Origin of the sequence: Mesorhizobium sp. B2-7-3, from assembly GCF_006440715.1 — a bacterium.
Classification (GTDB): domain Bacteria; phylum Pseudomonadota; class Alphaproteobacteria; order Rhizobiales; family Rhizobiaceae; genus Mesorhizobium; species Mesorhizobium australicum.
Genome location: NZ_VFTY01000010.1, coordinates 251493 through 272935 on the forward strand (window position 1 = coordinate 251493; position 21443 = coordinate 272935).

General features: G+C 61.5%; 22 protein-coding genes and 1 tRNA gene. 21 read left to right on the forward strand and 2 right to left on the reverse strand.

What is annotated here, in order from left to right; genetic code table 11:
- Positions 1–4: 4 nt before the first annotated feature.
- The 4 genes from FJW04_RS22865 to tgt are packed head-to-tail and all read left to right on the forward strand — an operon-like array spanning position 5 to position 2928.
- Positions 5–454, forward strand: a complete 450-nt coding sequence (locus tag FJW04_RS22865; RefSeq protein ID WP_023773870.1) for a DMT family transporter — start codon at positions 5–7, stop codon at positions 452–454.
- A gap of 6 nt (positions 455–460) precedes the next feature.
- Positions 461–1546, forward strand: a complete 1086-nt coding sequence (queA, locus tag FJW04_RS22870) for a tRNA preQ1(34) S-adenosylmethionine ribosyltransferase-isomerase QueA (protein ID WP_015317722.1) — start codon at positions 461–463, stop codon at positions 1544–1546.
- Entirely contained in the window at positions 1536–1805 is a 270-nt protein-coding gene (locus FJW04_RS22875) for a hypothetical protein (protein WP_140716882.1), read from the forward strand. Before queA ends, FJW04_RS22875 begins: the two co-directional genes overlap by 11 nt.
- Entirely contained in the window at positions 1798–2928 is a 1131-nt protein-coding gene (tgt, locus tag FJW04_RS22880; RefSeq protein ID WP_140716884.1) for a tRNA guanosine(34) transglycosylase Tgt, read from the forward strand. Before FJW04_RS22875 ends, tgt begins: the two co-directional genes overlap by 8 nt.
- 6 nt (positions 2929–2934) lie before the next feature.
- Here tgt and FJW04_RS22885 read toward each other — a convergent pair whose 3' ends face one another.
- The gene (locus tag FJW04_RS22885) at positions 2935–3354 is read right to left on the reverse strand and encodes a DUF4864 domain-containing protein (RefSeq protein WP_140716886.1); all 420 of its coding nucleotides are present in this window, start codon (positions 3352–3354) and stop codon (positions 2935–2937) included.
- Positions 3355–3673: 319 nt separating this feature from the next.
- Here FJW04_RS22885 and FJW04_RS22890 point away from each other — a divergent pair, with 319 nt between their 5' ends.
- The 16 genes from FJW04_RS22890 to FJW04_RS22965 all read left to right on the forward strand — a co-directional run bounded on the left by FJW04_RS22890 (position 3674) and on the right by FJW04_RS22965 (position 20448).
- Entirely contained in the window at positions 3674–3910 is a 237-nt protein-coding gene (locus FJW04_RS22890; RefSeq protein ID WP_010909609.1) for an Lrp/AsnC family transcriptional regulator, read from the forward strand.
- A 171-nt stretch (positions 3911–4081) separates the two neighbouring features.
- Positions 4082–5494 carry a circularly permuted type 2 ATP-grasp protein gene (locus FJW04_RS22895; RefSeq protein WP_181166272.1) on the forward strand — a complete coding sequence of 471 codons (1413 nt, stop codon included), beginning with the start codon at positions 4082–4084 and terminating at the stop codon, positions 5492–5494.
- A 141-nt stretch (positions 5495–5635) separates the two neighbouring features.
- Positions 5636–6577 (forward strand): alpha-E domain-containing protein, encoded by a 942-nt coding sequence (locus FJW04_RS22900; protein WP_140716888.1) that lies wholly within the window; start codon positions 5636–5638, stop codon positions 6575–6577.
- Positions 6578–6641: 64 nt separating this feature from the next.
- Entirely contained in the window at positions 6642–7433 is a 792-nt protein-coding gene (locus tag FJW04_RS22905) for a transglutaminase family protein (RefSeq protein WP_140716918.1), read from the forward strand.
- Between the two features lie 31 nt (positions 7434–7464).
- The gene (locus FJW04_RS22910; RefSeq protein ID WP_015317729.1) at positions 7465–8196 is read left to right on the forward strand and encodes a peptidase; all 732 of its coding nucleotides are present in this window, start codon (positions 7465–7467) and stop codon (positions 8194–8196) included.
- A 115-nt stretch (positions 8197–8311) separates the two neighbouring features.
- Positions 8312–9724, forward strand: coding sequence for a pyridoxal-dependent decarboxylase (locus tag FJW04_RS22915; RefSeq protein ID WP_140716890.1), 1413 nt, complete (start codon positions 8312–8314; stop codon positions 9722–9724).
- A gap of 127 nt (positions 9725–9851) precedes the next feature.
- Entirely contained in the window at positions 9852–10619 is a 768-nt protein-coding gene (locus FJW04_RS22920; protein ID WP_140716892.1) for a DeoR/GlpR family DNA-binding transcription regulator, read from the forward strand.
- A 126-nt stretch (positions 10620–10745) separates the two neighbouring features.
- Positions 10746–12272, forward strand: coding sequence for a glycerol-3-phosphate dehydrogenase (gene glpD / locus FJW04_RS22925; RefSeq protein ID WP_140616337.1), 1527 nt, complete (start codon positions 10746–10748; stop codon positions 12270–12272).
- A gap of 41 nt (positions 12273–12313) precedes the next feature.
- Positions 12314–13393 (forward strand): ABC transporter ATP-binding protein, encoded by a 1080-nt coding sequence (locus FJW04_RS22930; RefSeq protein WP_140716894.1) that lies wholly within the window; start codon positions 12314–12316, stop codon positions 13391–13393.
- A 10-nt stretch (positions 13394–13403) separates the two neighbouring features.
- Positions 13404–14471, forward strand: coding sequence for an ABC transporter ATP-binding protein (locus FJW04_RS22935; RefSeq protein WP_140716896.1), 1068 nt, complete (start codon positions 13404–13406; stop codon positions 14469–14471).
- A complete protein-coding gene (locus FJW04_RS22940; RefSeq protein ID WP_027044598.1) occupies positions 14472–15338 on the forward strand; it encodes a sugar ABC transporter permease in 867 nt (288 codons plus the stop codon). It abuts the gene before it with no gap.
- A 1-nt stretch (position 15339) separates the two neighbouring features.
- Positions 15340–16257 carry a carbohydrate ABC transporter permease gene (locus FJW04_RS22945; protein WP_140616343.1) on the forward strand — a complete coding sequence of 306 codons (918 nt, stop codon included), beginning with the start codon at positions 15340–15342 and terminating at the stop codon, positions 16255–16257.
- A 2-nt stretch (positions 16258–16259) separates the two neighbouring features.
- Positions 16260–16547: a DUF2160 domain-containing protein gene (locus FJW04_RS22950; protein ID WP_015317737.1), complete on the forward strand. Its 288-nt coding sequence runs from the start codon at positions 16260–16262 to the stop codon at positions 16545–16547.
- A gap of 79 nt (positions 16548–16626) precedes the next feature.
- Entirely contained in the window at positions 16627–18354 is a 1728-nt protein-coding gene (locus FJW04_RS22955; protein ID WP_015317738.1) for an ABC transporter substrate-binding protein, read from the forward strand.
- A gap of 91 nt (positions 18355–18445) precedes the next feature.
- Positions 18446–19948: a glycerol kinase GlpK gene (gene glpK, locus FJW04_RS22960; protein ID WP_140716898.1), complete on the forward strand. Its 1503-nt coding sequence runs from the start codon at positions 18446–18448 to the stop codon at positions 19946–19948.
- Between the two features lie 23 nt (positions 19949–19971).
- Positions 19972–20448, forward strand: coding sequence for a DUF6882 domain-containing protein (locus FJW04_RS22965; protein WP_140716900.1), 477 nt, complete (start codon positions 19972–19974; stop codon positions 20446–20448).
- Positions 20449–20552: 104 nt separating this feature from the next.
- Here the strand turns inward: FJW04_RS22965 and FJW04_RS22970 are convergent, their stop codons facing one another.
- The gene (locus FJW04_RS22970) at positions 20553–21023 is read right to left on the reverse strand and encodes a BA14K family protein (RefSeq protein ID WP_140664185.1); all 471 of its coding nucleotides are present in this window, start codon (positions 21021–21023) and stop codon (positions 20553–20555) included.
- Positions 21024–21280: 257 nt separating this feature from the next.
- On the opposite strand from FJW04_RS22970, the gene FJW04_RS22975 reads away from it, so the two are divergent.
- Positions 21281–21356, forward strand: a tRNA-Lys gene (locus tag FJW04_RS22975).
- Positions 21357–21443: the final 87 nt, after the last annotated feature.

The window sequence follows — 21443 nt, forward strand, 5'->3', positions numbered from 1 at the left end:
GACAATGATGGGCGTCGTCTGGTCGCTTCTCGGCATCCTGTCCGGCGCCTTCATTGCCATCCAGGCGCCGATCAATTCGCAGCTTGCGCGCGGCTTGGGTCTCCCGGTCGCGGCGGCAGCGTTTTCGTTCCTGTCGGGCGCGGTCGTGCTTGGCATCATCTCCGTCACGGTGGTGAAGCTGCAAGGCATCTCGCTCGACTGGAAGGCGCCCGCGCCCTGGTTGTTTGTCGCCGGCGGCATGCTTGGCGGCTTCTATGTCACGCTTTCGACGATCCTGACGCCGCGCATCGGCGCGGCCGCCCTGATGGCGTTCCTGGTGGCCGGCCAGCTGCTCGCGGGTATGCTCATCGACCGCGTCGGCTTCCTTGGGGTCGCCGTGCGTGAAATCTCGCTCGGCCGCGTCGCCGGCGCGGTGCTTCTGCTGGCCGGAGCGCTGCTCGTTCGGCTGTTTTGAGTCCCGATGCGCGTCGACCTCTTTGACTTCGACCTGCCGGAGGAGCGCATCGCGCTTCGCCCGGCAGAACCGCGCGACAGCGCCAAAATGCTGGTGGTCAAGCCAGGCAAGGGGCTGGAGGACAGGACGGTTGGCGACCTGCCATCCTTGCTCCGCGCCGGCGACGTGCTGGTTTTCAACGACACCAAGGTCATTCCGGCGCAGTTGAAAGGCATCAGGCGGCGCGGCGAAGCACAGTCGCAGGTCGAGGCCACGCTGCACATGCGCATGGCGCCGGACCGCTGGCTGGCCTTCATGCGGCCGGGCAAGCGGATTGCCGCCGGCGACCGCATCCATTTCGGCCATGACGGCAATTCCTGTTTCCTCGGCCAGCTCGACGCCACCGTGATCGAAAAAGGCGAGGGCGGCGAAGCGCTGCTCGGCTTTGATCTATCCGGTCCTTTCCTCGACGAAGCGCTGCACGCGGTCGGCCACATTCCACTACCGCCCTACATCGCCTCGAAGCGCGATGACGACGAGCGCGATCGTGCCGACTACCAGACCATCTATGCCCGGGAAGAAGGCGCGGTAGCGGCGCCCACCGCGGGCCTGCACTTCACGCCGGCGCTTTTCGCGGCGCTGGACGCCAAAGGGGTCGAACGCCGCTTCGTCACCTTGCATGTGGGCGCCGGTACGTTCCTGCCGGTCAAGGCGGACGATACCGCGGACCATAAGATGCATGCCGAGATCGGCTCGGTCAGCCAGGCGACCGCCGATGCGCTCAATGCGGCGAAGGCGAGGGGCGGGCGCGTCATTGCCGTCGGTACGACCTCGCTGCGCCTGCTCGAGAGTGCGGCGCGTGAAGACGGCACACTGGCGCCATGGTCCGGACCGACCGACATCTTCATCACGCCCGGCTACCGCTTTCGCACGGCCGACATGCTGATGACCAACTTCCATCTGCCGCGCTCGACGCTGTTCATGCTGGTCTCGGCTTTCAGTGGCCTCGACACGATGCGTGCCGCCTATGCGCATGCCATCGAGAGCGGTTACAGGTTCTATTCCTATGGAGACGCCAGTCTTTTGTTCAGGGAGGAGAACGATGGACGATGATCTGCAGACCTTCGACCGCGACAAGCTGATCGCGGAAGTGAAAAGGCTGCGCGCCGGCATTCGCGCGCACCGCGATACATCAGGTCATGACCTCTGCTGGCATCACCCCGACCTGTGGGACCTGCTGCCGGAAAGGACCGAGCCGTCAATCGCGGTGCCGCCCTGGCCAAAATTCATGCGCGGCTGCATCCAGTACCGTCAGTCGCTCGACGAGCAGGCGCCGGATGCGCCGGTATTCGACAAGGAATTCAATGGCTGAGAATTTCACCTTCAGGGTGTTGGCGACCGATGGCAGGGCGCGGCGCGGCCTGATCGACATGCCGCGCGGCGAGATTCGCACGCCGGCCTTCATGCCGGTCGGCACCGGTGGCACGGTCAAGGCCATGTACATGGACCAGGTGCGCGGCGTTGGCACCGACATCATCCTTGGCAACACCTATCACCTGATGCTGCGGCCCGGGGCCGAGCGCGTGGCGCGGCTCGGCGGTCTGCACGAATTCGCCCGCTGGCCGCACCCGATCCTGACCGACAGCGGCGGTTTTCAAGTGATGTCTTTGTCGAAGCTGAGGAAGCTGACGGAAAAGGGCGTCACCTTCCGTTCGCACATCGATGGCGCGGCTTATGAGATGTCGCCGGAACGCTCGATCGAAATTCAAGGTCTGCTCGATTCCGATATCCAGATGCAACTCGACGAATGCACCGCGCTGCCGGCCGAGGTCAAGGAGATCGAGCGCGCCATGGAACTGTCGCTGCGCTGGGCGGAGCGCTGCAAGACGGCGTTCGGCGACCAGCCGGGCAAAGCGATGTTCGGCATCGTGCAGGGTGGTGACAACGCGGCGCTCAGGGTTCGCTCGGCACAGGCGCTGAGCGCGATGGAGCTCAAGGGCTATGCTGTCGGCGGCTTGGCCGTCGGCGAGCCGCAGGCGGTGATGCTCGACATGCTCGACATCACCTGTCCCGAACTGCCAGACGACAAGCCACGCTATCTGATGGGCGTGGGAACCCCGGACGATATCCTCAAATCGGTTGCGCGCGGCATCGACATGTTCGATTGCGTAATGCCGACGCGGGCCGGCCGGCACGGCCTGGCCTATACTAGGCGCGGCAAGGTCAACCTGCGCAACGCCCGCCATGCCGACGATCCGCGCCCGCTCGATGAAGAGAGCGACTGCCCGGCAGCCAGGGATTATTCGCGTGCCTATCTGCACCATCTGGTGCGCTCGCAGGAGGCGCTCGGCGCGATGCTGCTGACCTGGAACAACCTGTCCTACTACCAGAAGCTGATGCAGGACATCCGCGCCGCGATCGAAACCGGCACCTTCAAGACGCGTGGGGCCGAGATTTCCGATGGCTGGACGAGGGGCGATATCCCGGCGCCGTAAGCCCGTTCAGGTGCTGAGCGAGTTCGACGCCCGCAGGCTGCAGCCGGTGATCTGGAATGTGCCGTCAGGCTGCTGCTGCAGCGTGTAGACCGCCTCATAATCCTTGCCGTCCGGGCCGACGATCAGTACCTGCTGGACGATCGAACCGGGACCAGTCTGCTCGACCTTGCCGAAAGCATAGGACTGGGGTTTGCGCACAGGCGGGTAGCCGTTGGTCACCATGTTCATGAAGGCATCGACGGTCGGGAATATCTGCTTCACGTTCGGGGCGGCAAAGCTGTAGGCCTTGGCGCCGTCATCGGCGATGAGGGCCTTCAACTGACTGTCGATGACGGACTGACCAGCCTTGATCTCGGCATCTCCGGCAGACGCCTGGGAAGCCAGCATGAGCGAAACGAACGCGAATGCGAAAAAGCCGCGGCGCATGGCTTGTCTCCACCGTCCTCGAACCGCCTCCAGAAGTTCCAGGAGACATCCTAACATACGTGCCAGGGCGCCTCACGGTTTCAGCGGCCGCCAATATTCGTCGCGCCTCGGTGCAGAAGCCATGCACGAACGATATTGCAGGGCATGCCCGCGCCGGTGATCGGTGGCAGGCTCTGCAAGCACGGCATGCCGGTTGCGGAGCCGCGCGAGGCGGTGGCCGGGACCCCGCGCCGGCTAAGCGCGCATTCCAGTGCTTGAAAGGCTGCCTCCAGTCTGCCAGAAGGGCCGCTTGGACCTGGAAGTTTAGCGGGACGAAGCCATGAAGGCCTTTTTCGTGCAGATCAAATGCGAGCTGGGCAAATCCTATGAGGTTGCCAGCGCGCTTGCCGACGCCGAGATCGCCTCGGAAATCTACTCCACCGCCGGCAACTACGATCTGCTCGCCAAATTCTATGTCGACGACGAAGAAGACGTCGGCCATTTCGTCAACGAGAAGGTGCAGATTCTTCCCGGCATCAAGGACACGTTCACCGTCGTCACCTTCCGCGCCTTCTAGCAGTGCGAGGCGGTTGCCCGGGCACGAGGCAAAGGCTGGTCAAGCTTGTATTTGGGCTGCCTTAATTTTGGGCAGCCGCAACATACTAATCGTCCGCTTCCCCCAAATCACCGATTGCGCTTGATTTTCTCCCACGACGCCAGTGAAATGGCTTCACAGGGGAGTATGCGATTGGCAGCGTTCGATGAAATGCTTCCGGAAGTCTCCGGATTGAGAAGACCGTATTCGGCTTACGATCGCTGGCTGAAGGAGCAGGATCCAGCCAGGCTTACCGAGAAGATGCAGGACGCCGAACGCGTCTTTCGCAAGACTGGCATTACCTTCGCCGTCTACGGCGAGCAGGAAGCCTCCGAACGGCTGATCCCGTTCGACATCGTCCCTCGCATCATTTCAGGCAATGAGTGGCGGCGCCTGACGCAGGGCATCGAGCAGCGCGTCCAGGCGCTGAACGCCTTCCTCGACGACATCTACCATCGCCAGGAAATCCTGCGCGCCGGCCGCGTCCCAAGAGATCTGATCGCCAGGAACGAGGCCTTCCTGCCGGAGATGATCGGCGTGCGGCCGCCGGCCGGCGTTTATACCCACATTATCGGCGTCGACATTGTTCGCATCAGCGAGGACGAGTTCTACGTTCTGGAAGACAATGCGCGCACGCCGTCCGGTGTCTCCTACATGCTTGAGAACCGCGAAACGATGATGCAGCTGTTCCCCGAGCTGTTCCAGAAGATCAAGGTGCGGCCAGTGGAGAACTATCCGCAGCTGCTGCGCCAGTCGCTGGCGGCCGTGCGGCCACAGAACACCAAGGGTGCCCCGACCATTGCGGTGCTGACGCCGGGCAGTTTCAATTCCGCCTATTTCGAACACGCTTTCCTTGCCGACCAGATGGGCGTGCAGCTTGTGGAGGGCCAGGACCTGCGCGTCGTCGACGGCCATGTCGCGATGCGCACCACCGAAGGCTACAAGCAGATCGACGTGCTTTACCGCCGCGTCGATGATTCCTTCCTCGATCCGCTGACCTTCAGGCCGGATTCAGCGCTTGGCATACCCGGCATCATGGATGTCTACCGCGCCGGCAATATCACCATCGCCAATGCGCCTGGCACGGGTATCGCCGACGACAAGGCGATCTATTCCTATATGCCGGAGATCGTCGAATTCTACACCGGCCGCAAGGCGATCCTCGGCAACATCCCGACCTGGCGCTGTTCGGAACCGGACAGCCTGAAATATGTGCTCGAGCACATCCACGAACTGGTGATCAAGGAAGTGCATGGTTCCGGCGGCTACGGCATGCTGGTCGGCCCAGCGGCGACCAAGAAGGAATGTCAGGATTTCGCCAAGAAGCTGCAGGCCAAACCGTCTAATTACATCGCCCAGCCGACGCTCGCGCTCTCGACCTGTCCGATCCTGACGGAAAAGGGGCTGGCGCCGCGCCACGTCGATCTCAGGCCCTACGTCCTGGTCTCGGATCGCATCCAGATCGTGCCCGGCGGGCTGACGCGGGTGGCGCTGAAGGAAGGCTCACTGGTGGTGAACTCCTCCCAGGGCGGCGGGACGAAAGATACCTGGGTGCTGGATGATTGAGCTGAGCGAGTAGGGATTAGCGATTAGTGAGTAGTGAGTAGTCAGCTACAGAGGGAAAGCGCATGTCATATCTCATATGGATTCAACTATTTACTACTGACTATTCACTAATCCCTACTCACTAGCCCGAAGGGCCTTCCCATGCTTCTCGGCCGCACCGCCAACGGGCTCTACTGGATGAACCGCTATATCGAGCGGGCGGAAAACATGGCGCGGCTGGTCGACGCCGGGCTGCGCATGGCGCTCACTCGCACCCAGAGCGCGTCGGAGGAGTGGAATTCGGTGCTGCTCAGCGCCGGCTCCGACGTCACCTTCAAGCAGAAATACCCGGACTATACCGCCGCCAATGTCTCTGATTTCCTCTTGCGCGACACGTCGAACCCATCGAGCACGATGTCGTCGATCGAGACCGCCCGCAACAATGCGCGCATGGTGCGCACCGCGCTGACGCGCGAGACGTGGGAGAGCATCAACGAAGCCTGGATGGCGCTGAAACGGATGCTGGCGAGGCCGATAGACGAGCGCGACCTGCCCAACGTGCTCGACGCGATCAAGCGCGAGACAGCGCTGATCCGCGGCTCGTTTTACGGCACCATGCTGCGCAACGAGATCTTCGATTTCTCGCAGCTCGGCACCTATGTCGAGCGCGCCGACAACACCGCGCGTATCCTCGACGTGAAATACTACGTGCTGCTGCCGTCGATCTCCTGGGTCGGCTCGACGCTCGACAACTATCAGTGGGAATCGATCCTGCGCTCGGTGTCGGCGCATCGCTCGTATCGCTGGGTTTATGATGCCGATTATAAGCCGACCAACATCGCCGACTACCTGATCCTCAACGTCCGCATGCCGCGATCGCTAACCTTCTGCTATCGCTTCCTGGCAGAGCATCTGAAGTTCCTGGGCGACGACTATGGCGAGCGCCATGCCTGCCATGCGACGGCGCAAAACACGCAGACAATGCTGCAAGCAGGATCGATCAAGGACATATTCGACGCCGGGCTGCACGAGTTCCTGGCCGGGTTCATTCGCGACAACACCAGGCTCGGCGACGAGATCGCGCAGGACTACAGGTTTTATTGAGCATGATCCCGGGTAGTGGATATCGTTTTTCGCTAGAGATCATGCACGCGAACGGAAGATGGCCATGCGGCTGAAAATCACGCACCGGACCGAATACCGCTACGACGCACCGGTGCAGTATCTGCTCCAGAGGCTGCGGCTGCTTCCCGTGAGCGGGCCGACTCAGACCGTGCTGTCCTGGGCGCTGAAGGTCGACGGTGTGCGCGAGGAAGTGCGATTTACCGACCACTACGGCAACGACAACAGGCTGTTGAGCGTCGAGGGTGACCACGACTTCATCACAGTCGAAGCGTTGGGCGAGGTGGTGACGCGCGATACATCGGGTGTTTGTGGGCCTCATCAAGGCTTCGCGCCACTCTGGTTGTTCGCGCAGGAGACCGCTTTGACCACCATAGGCGGCGGCATCCGTGATCTTACCGAGGCGGTCGGCAAGGGCACCGACCTTGACAGGCTGCACCGGCTGATGGCCGTCATTGGCGAGCGCGTCGCCTACACACCGGGAACAACCAATGCGACGACCTCGGCCGAGGAAGCTTTGGTACTGAAAACCGGAGTCTGCCAGGACCATAGCCACATCTTTGCCGCCGCCGCGCGCGCCATGGGATTTCCGGCCCGCTATGTCAGCGGCTATCTGATGATGGATGCGGTGGAGCAGGCAGCAAGCCACGCCTGGGCAGAAGCGCATGTCGCGGGCCTCGGCTGGGTTGCCTTCGATCCCGCCAACGGTATTTCTCCCGACGAACGCTATGTGAAGGTGGCCACCGGCCGCGACTACCGTGACGCTTCGCCTGTGTCGGGAATTCGACTGGGACAGGCGGAAGAACTGCTTGCGGTCACCGTCACGGTAGAGCAGTAATCCCCCAGGGATTACCGCCTTAAGAGATTCCATGACCTATTGCGTCGGCCTCAAGATCGATCGCGGGCTCGTGTTCATGTCGGACACGCGCACCAATGCCGGTATGGATTCGATCTCGACCTTCAAGAAGATGCATGTCTGGGAACAGCCGGGCGAGCGCGTCATCGTGCTGATGTCGGCTGGCAACCTGGCGACGACACAGGCCGTGGTCAGCCTGCTCGACGAACGCACAAAGGCGGTGACCGACCGTCATGAGAAGCTGCTCGAGACGCCATCCATGTACCAGACGGTGCGGCTGCTCGGCGACACGGTGAAGGAAGTGATCGCGCAATCGTCGCCCGCCGGCGAGAAGGCCGATTCTTATTTCAATGCTTCCTTCATCCTGGGCGGGCAGATCAAGGGCAGCCCGCCACGCCTGTTCATGATCTACCCCGAAGGCAATTTCATTGAGTCGACCGATGACACGCCGTTCTTCCAGATCGGAGAGACCAAGTACGGCAAGCCGATCATCATTCGCGCCTACGAAAAGACGATGAGCCTGGCCGAGACGGTGAAACTGCTTCTGGTGTCGTTCGATTCGACGCTGAAGTCGAACCTGTCGGTCGGCCTGCCGCTCGACCTGCTTTTCCTGGAGCAGGACGCCTTTCAGGTCGGCCTCAAAAAGCGGATCGGCCAGGACGACCAGTATTACCGCACGATCTCCGATGGATGGTCGAATGCTCTGAAGACGGCCTTCGCCAGCCTGCCGGATTTTCCTGGCTAGTCCGCATATCTCGCAGTCTGCCGGCGGCTTCAAATATTTCACATGGTGACTAATATCCGATCTTGAGGAGCCGGCGGCTACCACCGGCAGCCAATGATCGTGTCGGGAGGACAAGATGAACAATGATGATTTCCGGCAATGGTCGCAACGCGCCGCCGATTGGGGCGCCGACTATCGCAACAATTTGCGTGAGCGGCCGGTGCGGCCGCTGATCGAGCCGGGCGACATTTTCAGGAGCATCGAGGCATCGCCGCCCGAAGACGCGGAGTCGATGGACAGGATTTTCGCCGATTTCCAAGAGAAGATCGTGCCGGGGATGACGCATTGGCAGCACCCGCGCTTTTTCGCCTATTTCCCGGCCAACGCGGCGCCGGTCTCGGTGGTGGCTGAATATTTGGTGTCGGCGATGGCCGCGCAATGCATGCTCTGGCAGACTTCGCCGGCGGCGACCGAGCTTGAAATGCGGACCGTCGACTGGATGCGCCAGGCGCTCGGCCTGCCGGAAGGATTCTCCGGCGTTATCCAGGATTCGGCCTCGTCGGCGACACTCAACGCGGTGTTGACCATGCGCGAGCGGGCGCTGGACTGGCAAGGCAACAAAAAAGGATTGGCCGGGCAGGGGCGGTTGCGCATCTATTCCTCCAACCAGGTGCACACTTCGATCGATCGGGCGATCTGGGTGTCAGGCATAGGCGAGGATAATCTCGTGCGCATTCCGGTCGCCGGCCGTTTTCGTGCCATGGATGCGGCCGCACTCGACGCGGCAATCGTCGCCGACCGCGCGGCCGGCATGTTGCCCGCCGGCATCATCGCCAGCGTCGGCGGCACCAGCACCGGGGGCACGGACGATATTGCAGCAGTTGCGGCGGTCGCCGGTCGGCATGGGCTCTACCTGCATGTCGATGCCGCCTGGGCCGGGTCGGCGATGATCTGTCCTGAGTACCGGCATTTCTGGGCTGGCGCCGAGCTGGCGGATTCCATCGTCTTCAACCCCCACAAATGGCTGGGCGCGCAATTCGACTGCTCGATGCAATTCATTCGCCAGCCCGAGAACCTCGTTCGCACGCTGGCCATCAAGCCCGAATTCCTCAAGACACATGGCCGTGACGGCATCATCAACTATTCCGAATGGTCGGTGCCGCTTGGTCGGCGCTTCCGGGCGCTGAAGCTTTGGTTTCTGCTGCGCGCGCATGGACTGGAAAACCTGCGAACCATGATCCGCAACCATGTCGCCTGGAGCGAGGGCCTTGCCGCACGGCTGGCAGGGGAGGTGGATTTCGAGATCGTCACCGAGCCGATGCTGTCGCTGTTTTCATTCCGGCACAAGGCTGCCTCGGGCGCAGATGCCGACGAGCACAATCTGCGGCTCGTCAATGCGATCAACGACGATGGCCGCATCTACCTGACGCAAACGAAGGTCGACGGGAAGGTGGCGATCCGCTTCCAGGTCGGCCAGTTCGACGCGACGGCGGGAGACGTCGATGCCGCTTTCACCGCCATTACCGAAATTGCACGTGCCACGGCCTGAAAAGGCTGGATGAAGGTGGCACCGAGGTTCACCCGTACAATCATCAGATTTCGTTAGCCGGCTTGCACCTTTTCATCGGTTTCGTTTTCTATTATAAGCAAGAAAAACGAAAACGGGAGCTTGCCTTATGTATCTGTCGCCGCGCCATGCAGAGATCATCCAGATGGCCAAGGACAACGGCCGCGTGCTGGTTGATGACCTGGCCACGCATTTCAACGTGACGCCGCAGACCATACGCAAGGACCTCAACGATTTGTGCGACCAGCGGCTGCTTTCGCGAGTCCATGGCGGCGCCTTGTTCCCGTCTGGTATCGAGAACATGGAGTATGAAGCCAGGCGCAAGATCGCGGCCGACGAGAAGGAAGCGATAGGCCGCGCGGCGGCCAGGCTGATCCCCGACAACGCCTCGCTGTTCATCAACATCGGCACCACGACAGAGGCGGTCAGCAAGGCACTGCTCGATCACGAGGGCCTGATGGTCATCACCAATAACATCAATGTTGCCAATAGGATGCGCATCTATCCCTCGATCGAGGTGGTGATTGCGGGCGGCGTGGTGCGCGGCTCCGACGGGGGTGTTGTCGGCGAGGCGGCGGTCGATTTCATCAGGCAGTTCAAGGTCGACTACGCTGTCATCGGCGCCTCGGCTATCGATCATGATGGCGCGCTGCTCGATTTTGATTTCCGCGAGGTGAAGGTGGCGCAAGCGATCATCGCCAACGCCAGGCACGTCATCCTGGTTTCCGACCAGACCAAGTTCGAACGCACGGCGCCTGTGCGTATCGGCCATCTGTCGCAGGTCAACACCTTCATCACCGATCGCTGCGACATCCCGTCCGTGCGCAAGATCTGCCAGGAGGCCGAGGTTCAGCTCATCGAGACGTCGCTTGGCTGACGCAATTCACGGTCTTCTCACAGGCGTGTGATATTTCGTTTGACATTCGTTATGAGTTCGAAATAATTCCGCCACGGTTTCGCAAAAGAGCAAAAATGGTGCAATGCGAAATCGTGGAGGAGCTAGGTGGACACATCTTCAGTCCGGGACATTTTCGTCATAGGTGGCGGCATCAACGGCTGCGGCATCGCCCGCGATGCCGTGGGACGCGGGTTCTCGGTCTTTCTCGCCGAAATGAACGATCTCGCCAGCGGAACCTCGTCCGGTTCGACCAAGCTGATCCATGGCGGGCTGCGCTATCTCGAATTCTATGAATTCCGCCTGGTGCGCGAGGCGCTGATGGAGCGCGAGGTTCTGTGGAAGAACGCTCCGCACATCATCTGGCCGATGCGCTTCGTGCTGCCCTATGCCAAGGGCCTGCGCCCGGCCTGGCTGATCCGGCTCGGCCTTTTCCTTTACGACCACATCGGCGGGCGCAAGTTGCTGCCGGCGACCAGAACGCTCGACATGGCAAGCGACCCGGCGGGCAAGCCTTTGAAGCCGCTGTTCAAAAAGGCTTTCGAATATTCGGATGGCTGGGTCAACGACGCGCGGCTGGTGGCGCTGAATGCTCGTGACGCCGCTGACCGGGGCGCAACGATCCGGACTCGCACCAAAGTGGTTGGAGCGCGCCGCGAGGGCGGAATCTGGGCGATAAAGATCGAGGACCTGCGGACCGGCGAGACCGACGAGGTCAAGGCACGGTTGCTGGTCAATGCGGCGGGTCCTTGGGTCGACCACGTGCTGTCCGGCGTCGTCGGCCTCAACGACGTGCACAATGTCCGCCTCGTGCAGGGCAGCCACATCGTCATCGCCAAGAAGTTCGACGACCCGCGCGCCTATTTCTTCCAGAACAGGGACGGCCGCATCATCTTCGCCATCCCCTACGAGGACGAGTTCACGCTGATCGGCACCACCGACCAGGATTATCCCGGCGACCCACATGATGTGAGGATCAGCGACACCGAGATCGACTATCTCTGTGCCGCGGCGAGCGAGTATTTCGCGGTTCCCGTCAAGCGTTCCGACATCGTCTGGACCTATTCGGCCGTGCGTCCGCTCTACGATGACGGCGCCTCCAAGGCGCAGGAAGCGACACGTGACTATGTGCTGAAGGCGGATGGCGGCGACGGCGCCGCACCGCTGGTCAACGCGTTTGGCGGCAAGATCACCACCTATCGCCGGCTGTCGGAATCGATGCTGGAGAAGATCGAAGGTTTTCTCGGCAAGCGCGGCAAGCCGTGGACATCAGATGCGCCGCTGCCGGGCGGCGATTTTCCGGCCACGGGTTTCGATGCGCAGGTGGCGAAGCTGAAAAGCGCCTATCCTTTCCTCGACCAGCGCTTGGCGCGCCGGCTGACGAGGCTCTATGGAACGCGTGTACAGGTGCTGCTCGGCTTGGCCAAGTCGATTGCCGATCTCGGCCGCAATTTCGGTGGCGATCTCCACGAAGCCGAGGTGCGCTATCTCGTTGAAAACGAATGGGCTGTCACGGCGGAAGACGTGCTGTGGCGGCGGACCAAGCGCGGCTTGCATCTTAACCGCGAGCAGGTCGCGGCACTCGATGAATTCATGCGCGGCATAAGCCGGCAGCACGTCGCGGCCGCCGAATGAAGAGGTTTTGAGCTGATGCGGAAAGCCTGGGAGGAGGCGTCATGCTGGAACTGAGGAACGTCACCAAGACGGTCGGTGCGGTCGAGCACATCCGCGACGTGTCGCTGACGCTTCAGCACGGCTCGCTCAACGTTTTGCTCGGGCCCACACTTTCAGGCAAGACCAGCCTGATGCGGCTGATGGCCGGCCTCGATGTGCCGACCTCCGGCTCGGTCTGGTTCGACGGCCGGAATGTCACTGGCACGCCTGTGCAGAAGCGCAAGATCGCCATGGTCTACCAGCAGTTCATCAATTATCCGGCGATGACCGTCTATGACAACATCGCCTCACCCCTCAAGGTGGCCGGCGTCGAGCAGGGCAAGATCGACAGCCAGGTGCGCGAAGCGGCGGCACTCCTCAAACTGACCCCCTATCTCGACCGCACGCCGCTCAATCTGTCGGGCGGGCAGCAGCAGCGCACCGCGCTGGCGCGCGCCATCGTCAAGAATGCCAGCCTTGTGCTGCTCGACGAACCGCTTGCAAATCTCGACTACAAATTGCGCGAGGAATTGCGAGCCGAACTGCCGAGGATATTCGCGGCCGCCGGTACCATCTTCGTCTATGCCACCACCGAGCCACATGAGGTCCTGCTGCTCGGCGGCAATACGGCAACGCTGTCGGAAGGCCGCATCACCCAGTTTGGGCCGACCATCGACGTGTTCCGCAAACCGGTCGACCTGGTGACGGCGAGGACCTTCGCCGATCCGCCGCTCAACACCATCGTGCTGGCCAAGAAGGGAGCGGATTTTCTGCTGGAGGGCGGCGTCAAGCTGCCGGTGCCCGCTGATCTCGTCGACATCGCCGATGCGAACTATACGGTCGGCTTCCAGCCGCACCATCTTTCGCTCGACCGGCCCAATGCCTCCGCGGTGCCGGTGCGGGCGAAAATCACCATCACGGAAATCACCGGGTCCGAAAGCTTCATCCATCTCGACTTTGCCGATGTGCGCTGGGTGATGTTGACCCACGGCATCAGGGATTTCGAGACAGACGCGGTGGTCGAAGTGTTCATCGATCCACGTCACATCATGGTCTTCGACGAGCACGGCCGGGCCGTGACCGCGCCGAAGCTGGCGGCTTGAGGAGGACGATATGGCGCGCATCGACGTCAACCATGTCAGGCATTCCTATCTGCCGAACCCGCGCAGGGATGCCGATTTCGCGCTGCGCGAAGTGCATCACACTTTCGAGGATGGTGGTGCCTATGCGCTGCTCGGACCGTCCGGCTGCGGCAAGACCACGCTGCTCAACATCATATCGGGGCTGCTGCATCCCTCGCATGGCCAGTTGCTGTTCAACGGCAGGGACGTGACCACCCTGTCGACGCAGGAGCGCAATATCGCGCAGGTGTTCCAGTTCCCGGTCATCTACGACACCATGACGGTCTATGACAATCTGGCGTTCCCGCTACGCAATCGCGGCGTGCCGGAGGCAGACGTCGACCGCAAGGTGCGCGAGACGCTGGAGATGATCGACCTGGCGTCCTGGGCCAAGAAGAAGGCCAGGGGCCTGACCGCCGACCAGAAGCAGAAGATCTCGCTCGGCCGCGGCCTGGTGCGCTCGGACGTCAACGCCATCCTGTTCGACGAGCCGCTGACCGTCATCGACCCGCATATGAAGTGGGTGCTGCGCTCGCAATTGAAACAGCTTCATCGCCGCTTCGGCTACACGATGGTGTATGTCACCCACGACCAGACCGAGGCGCTGACCTTCGCTGACCAGGTCGTCGTCATGTATGATGGCGGCATCGTGCAGATCGGCACGCCGGCCGAACTGTTCGAGCGGCCGCGCCATACCTTTGTCGGTTATTTCATCGGTTCGCCGGGCATGAACGTCATGCCTGTGGCGATCGACGGCAAGACGGCGACGCTCGGCTCGCAGCGTATCGTACTGCCGGGCGCGCCCAAAGCCGCCGGCGGCGCCGTCGAACTCGGCATTCGCCCCGAATATGTGCGGCTCGGCCCGGACGGCATGGCCGTCTCGATCACCAAGGTCGAGGATGTCGGCCGCCACAAGGTGGTTCGCGCCAAGCTGGAAGGCAGGGACATCGCTGCCGTCATCGGTGAGGACGAGACCGTGCCAGCCGAACCGAAGGTGCGGTTCGATCCGGCCGGCATCAACATCTATGCCGATTCCTGGCGTGTCGAGATGGGGGCATAGATGGACAAGACCTGGAACAACAAGGCCTGGTTCCTCGTGCTGCCGGTGCTGGTGCTGGTGGCCTTCACCGCCGTCATACCGTTGATGACGGTGGTCAACTATTCGGTGCAGGACACGTTCGGCAACAATGTCTTCACCTGGGCCGGCACCGAATGGTTCGAGGAACTGCTTTCATCCAGCCGCTTCTGGGAAGCGATGGTTCGCAACCTGATCTTTTCCTTTATCATCCTGGCGATCGAGGTGCCGCTCGGCATCTTCATCGCGCTCAACATGCCGAAGAAGGGCTGGGGCGTGCCGGTCTGCCTGGTGCTGATGTCGCTGCCACTGCTGATCCCGTGGAATGTCGTCGGCACTATCTGGCAGGTGTTCGGACGCAACGACATCGGACTGTTGGGCTATTACCTTAACGCGATCGGCATCGACTACAATTACGTGCAGGATCCGTTCGATGCCTGGGTGACGATCATCGTCATGGATGTCTGGCACTGGACAAGCCTTGTCGTGCTGCTCTGCTACGCCGGGCTGGTCTCGATCCCCGATGCCTTCTACCAGGCGGCAAAGATCGACGGGGCCTCGCGCTGGGCGGTATTCCGCTACATCCAGCTGCCGAAGATGCAGCGCGTGCTTTTGATCGCCGTGCTGCTGCGCTTCATGGACAGTTTCATGATCTACACCGAACCGTTCGTCGTCACCGGCGGCGGGCCGGGCAACTCGACGACCTTCCTGTCGATCGACCTCGTCAAGACGGCGCTCGGCCAGTTCGACCTTGGCCCGGCGGCCGCCATGTCGCTGGTCTACTTCCTCATCATCCTGTTGTTGTCATGGGTGTTCTACACCGTGATGACCAATTACGACGCGGAGCGCTGAAATGGCTGGCGCCAATGAACGAACCGAGCGCAATTCGATGAACGGGACCGCCTCGGAAAGTCTCGCCGGTACACTGTCGCAGAGCGATCTCGACAGGCGCATGCGCCGGCGCGGCGAGGAATCGCGCTGGTGGTGGATCGTGCCGACGCTCTACATCATCGTACTTCTGCTGCCGATTTACTGGCTCATCAATATGAGCTTCAAGACCAATGCCGAGATCGTCAACTCGATGACGCTCTACCCGCACACGCCGACCATCGCCAACTACGTCACCATCTTCACGCAGAGGGCTTGGTATTCCGGCTACATCAACTCGATCACCTATGTCGTCATGAACATGGTGATTTCGGTGTCGGTGGCGCTGCCTGCGGCTTACGCTTTCTCGCGCTATCGTTTCCTCGGCGATAAGCATCTATTCTTCTGGCTGCTGACCAACCGCATGGCGCCGCCGGCCGTGTTCGCACTGCCGTTCTTCCAGCTCTATTCGGCCTTCGGCCTCATCGACACGCACATTGCGGTGGCGCTGGCGCACTGCCTGTTCAACGTGCCGCTGGCGGTGTGGATCCTCGAAGGCTTCATGTCGGGCGTGCCGAAGGAGATCGATGAAACCGCCTATATCGACGGCTATTCGTTCCCGCGCTTCTTTGTCAGGATATTCATGCCGCTGATCGCCAGCGGCATCGGCGTCGCCTGCTTCTTCTGCTTCATGTTCTCATGGGTGGAACTGTTGATCGCGCGCACACTGACCACCACCGACGCCAAGCCGATCGCCGCCACCATGACGCGCACCGTATCGGCCGCCGGCATGGACTGGGGCCTCCTTGCCGCAGCCGGCGTGCTGACGCTGATCCCTGGCGCGCTCGTCATCTGGTTTGTCCGCAACTATATCGCCAAGGGCTTCGCCCTGGGGAGGGTATGATCATGAATCTCGACCTCTCCTGGATGGCGTGGACGTGGCCGACGGCCGCTTTCTTCGCCACCATTCTTCTGTTGCTGTGCGGCATGGCCGCTTGGGAATACGCCTCGCCAGGCGGCAATCCGCGCGTCGGCATGCTGCGCTTCGAGACGACACGCGGCGATCGCCTGTTTCTGTCGCTGCTTGGCAGTGCCTTTATTCATCTCGCTTGGCTGGGTCTCGTCGGATCCAACCTTTGGTGGGCTCTCGCTCTCTCCGTGGTCTACGCCGTCGGCGTGTTCCGCTACGTATAGAGGGGGAAACTGTTGGAGCGGCCGCGTGCCGGCGACTGCTCCAGATCGCACTTGAAACTTAAAACTGTGGAGGAAACTAATGCGACGGCAATTTTTAACGTCAACGACCGCCCTTGTCCTGTTGCTGGGGGCAGGCAATGCCTATGCCGGAATGGACGAAGCCAAGTCCTTCCTGGACAAGGAAATCGGCCCCCTGTCGACGCTTTCGCGCGCCGATCAGGAAGCCGAAATGCAATGGTTCATCGACGCCGCCAAGCCGTTCGCCGGCATGGACATCAAGGTCGTCTCTGAAACCATCGCCACCCACCAGTATGAATCGCAGGTGCTGGCGCCGGCCTTTACCGCCATCACCGGCATCAAGATCACACATGACGTTATCCAGGAAGGCGACGTCGTTGAGAAGATCCAGACGCAGATGCAGACCGGCCAGAACCTCTATGACGGCTGGGTCAACGATTCCGACCTGATCGGCACCCACTGGCGCTACCAGCAGGTGCGCAATCTGACCGACTGGATGGCGGGTGAGGGCAAGGACGTCACAAATCCGAACCTGGACCTGAAGGACTTCATCGGCACCTCGTTCACGACGGCTCCCGACAAGAAGCTCTACCAACTGCCCGATCAGCAGTTCGCCAACCTCTACTGGTTCCGTTACGACTGGTTCAACGACGAGAAGAACAAGGCCGACTTCAAGGCGAAATACGGCTACGACCTCGGCGTTCCGGTCAATTGGTCGGCGTATGAGGACATCGCCGAATTCTTCACCGGTCGCGAGATAGACGGCAAGAAGGTCTATGGCCACATGGACTACGGCAAGAAGGACCCGTCGCTGGGCTGGCGGTTCACCGACGCCTGGCTGTCGATGGCCGGCAATGGCGACAAGGGCCTGCCGAATGGCTTGCCGGTCGACGAGTGGGGCATCAAGGTCGACGAGAATTCACGCCCTGTCGGCTCCTGCACCGCCCGCGGCGGCGATACCAATGGTCCTGCGGCGGTCTATTCGATCCAGAAGTATCTCGACTGGTTGAAAGCCTACGCGCCTGCCGAAGCGCAAGGCATGACCTTCTCTGAATCCGGCCCGGTGCCGGCGCAAGGGGCGGTTGCCCAGCAGATCTTCTGGTACACCGCCTTCACCGCTTCGATGGTCGACGCCGGCGCCAAGGCGGTGCTGAACGACGATGGCACGCCGAAGTGGCGCATGGCGCCGTCGCCGCACGGCGTCTACTGGAAGGACGGCATGAAGCTCGGCTACCAGGACGTGGGTTCCTGGACGCTGATGAAGTCGACGCCGACCGATCGCGCCAAGGCCGCCTGGCTTTACGCGCAATTCGTCACCTCGAAGACCGTGGACGTGAAGAAGAGCCATGTCGGCCTGACCTTCATCCGCGAGAGTACTATCCACGACAAGAGCTTCACCGAACGTGCGCCGAAGCTCGGCGGCCTGATCGAGTTCTACCGCTCACCCGCCCGTGTGCAGTGGTCCCCGACCGGCACCAACGTGCCTGACTATCCGAAGCTGGCTCAGCTCTGGTGGCAGGCAATCGGCGATGCGTCGTCCGGAGCCAAGACGGCGCAGGAAGCGATGGACTCGCTCTGCGGCGAGCAGGAGAAGGTGATGAGCCGCATCGAGAAATCGGGTGTCCAGGGCGATATCGGCCCGAAGATGGCCGAAGAGCATGATCTCGCCTACTGGAACGCCGACGCGGTCAAGAAGGGCAATCTCGCGCCTCAGCTCAAGATCGAGAACGAGAAGGAAAAGCCGGTCACCATCAACTACGACGAACTGGTCAAGAGCTGGCAAAAGTAAGACGATCTATGCGGGCGTTCGCGCCCGTGTGAAATTGAGGGAGGCGGCGCGTTGCCGTCTCCCTTCTTTTTGTCAAGGCGGAGGATGCAGAATGAGCGGTTTGGTGCTTGCGATCGACCAGGGAACGACATCGACACGGGCGATCCTGTTCGACGGCACGATGAATGTCGCGGGCAGCGGACAGAAGGAATTCGCCCAGCACTATCCGGCCTCAGGCTGGGTCGAACACGATCCGGAGGAGATCTGGTCGAGCGTCATTGAGACGGTGAGGGCCGCGCTGAAGAATGCCGGCCGCGACGCTTCGGATGTGGCTGCGATCGGCATCACCAACCAGCGCGAGACGGTCGTCATCTGGGACAAAGCGACCGGCAAACCGATTCACAACGCCATTGTCTGGCAGGACCGGCGCACCGCACCGCTATGCCAGAAGCTCAGGAAGCAGGGGCTTGAGAAGAAATTCACCCGCAAGACCGGCCTGCTGCTCGACCCCTATTTCTCCGGCACCAAGATCGCCTGGATGCTGGACAAGGTGAAGGGCGCGAGGAAGCGTGCCGAGAAGGGCGAGCTGCTCGCCGGCACCATCGACAGCTTTTTGATCTGGCGGCTGACCGGCGGCAAGGTTCACGCCACGGATGCCACCAACGCGTCGCGCACGCTGGTCTACAACATTGCGGAGAATGCCTGGGACGAGGAGCTGCTGGCCATCCTGCGCATCCCCGCCGCGATGCTGCCCCAAGTCAAGGATTGCGCCGATGATTATGGAATAACAGAGAAAAACCTGTTTGGCGCCGAAATCAGAATCCTCGGCGTTGCCGGCGACCAGCATGCCGCGACGATTGGCCAGGCCTGCTTCGAGCCGGGCATGATGAAATCCACCTATGGCACCGGCTGTTTTGCGTTGCTCAACACCGGCAGCGACCTGGTGCGGTCGAAGAACCGACTCTTGACCACCATTGCTTATCGGCTGAACGGCAAGACCACCTATGCGCTGGAAGGCTCGATCTTCATCGCTGGGGCTGCCGTGCAATGGCTGCGCGACGGCATCAAGGTGATCGGCAAGGCAGAGCAGAGCGGCAAACTCGCGGCGGAAGCCGATCCGACGCAGAACGTCTATCTGGTGCCGGCCTTTGTCGGGCTCGGTGCGCCGCACTGGGATGCCGAGGCGCGGGGCGCGATTTTCGGATTGACCCGCAACACCGGACCGGCGGAGTTTGCCCGCGCGGCACTGGAATCCGTCGCCTACCAGACCCGCGACCTGCTCGACGCCATGCACAAGGATTGGAAGGGCGCCAAGGCAAAGACGGTGCTCAGGGTCGATGGCGGCATGGTGGCATCGGACTGGACCATGCAGCGCCTGGCCGACATTCTCGACGCGCCGGTCGATCGGCCGACAATTCTGGAGACGACCGCGCTGGGGGCGGCATGGCTTGCCGGTTCGAAGGCCGGCGTATGGCCGAAGGCGCGGGAATTCGCGAAGACCTGGGCCCTGGAGCGGCGGTTCGTGCCCGACATGGAATCCGCTACCCGGTCCGTCAAATTGGCGGGCTGGCGGGACGCTGTGCGCCGGACATTGAGCGTGCCATATTCGCCTTGATGTGAGGGCTTGGCGAGGGGGAAATGACGCCGGAATGGTATAGCAACTGGTGCGCGGAGGCATTCGAACAGCTTACCGCGAAGAACGCCCGTCTGGAGAAGGATTTCCACTTGGGGCACTGGCCGCGCTATGACTACGACCTGACAGCGGGGAAGCTGCTGTTTTCACAGGAAGGGAAGGTCGCGGTCGTCGCCGAAATCCAGATCGCGGGTTCCACGAGCACAATGGCTGGCAACTGGCTATGGGCCTGGGCGAACTCCAACCTGCCCGACGAACTCCTTGCGGACGCAAAGCAGGTCCGATCCTTCGGGGAACAGAACGGCATCGACGAGCTGGCGCAGGCTTACGTGGTCGATACCGACGACGACCTCGAAGCACTCGGATGGGAACTCAGCGGGGCTATGGTACGGATTTGCGACGCTGTTGGAGCGTACCGCTCTCCCCGCGGCAAAGGTGGCGGTCTTTACCTGGTTATCAAGAGCCTGAGCTGGGCCAGCTGACAAACGCGACCACTGCCAACCATGTTAGGATAGCGCGACAAGGCCCGCGTCTTCTATACGCGGGCCTTTACTCACCATTACCAGCTACTGATACTCAACAGGGATCAGTAAGGGGAGCGGCACTCCCGACGAGGACCATTGTTCGGCTGGAAGGTGTTGTCGGAAGCGCGATAGCTCCGATAATGATCGTAGCACCACTGAACGTGCGAGTTGCCTTCATAGACGCGGTTGTTCTCGTTGTTGACAATCGCGCCGGTGATCAGCGCGCCAGTCGCGAAGGCGGCCAGCGGGAACCAGTAGTCGCCATGACGGCGATAGCCGCGGCGATATTCACGATAGCCGCGATGCCCATTCCAATACATGTCACCGTTGCGGCTAAAGCTTCGATTGCGCGAGAAATTGCGGTCGAAGGAGCGGTTTCTCCTCCACTCCCGGTATTGCACCGTCTGTACATCCGGCGCTGCCGCCTGGGAGAGTGGCACGTAGTTGGGCTGGGCGTTGACCGGCACCACCTCCGCCGCGACGAATGTCGCCGAAAGGGTGGCGGCAAGCAGGCCCGTTGTGATTCTATTCATTGGTATTCTCCTCGAGGGTTTGGCGAACGTCCCTTTGGCAAAAAACGACAGTGCGTCGGATTTGTTCCGCCGTGTAGGCAGCCGTTCCCGCACCGAAACCCAAACCGCCGGACTGCTCGCCAGAACCCGGGGGAACAAGCAAGAGGCGGCGGATTAGGGCAAAGAGCAGGTTTGGAACCCATCTTTTCCGGTTGACCGGTCGCGGCACTCTCCCTATGTTCCGCGCAATTTCGAGGGCGGCCTTTTCGAGCCCGCGGGAGCGCGTAGCTCAGCCGGTAGAGCAACTGACTTTTAATCAGTAGGTCATGGGTTCGAATCCCATCGCGCTCACCATCGTCAAAGGGGTCCGTTCCGGACACATAGGTTACGGTTTATACCGGAGACATGGGTAACACTTTTGGCCCGAAGGGGTTTTGGAGT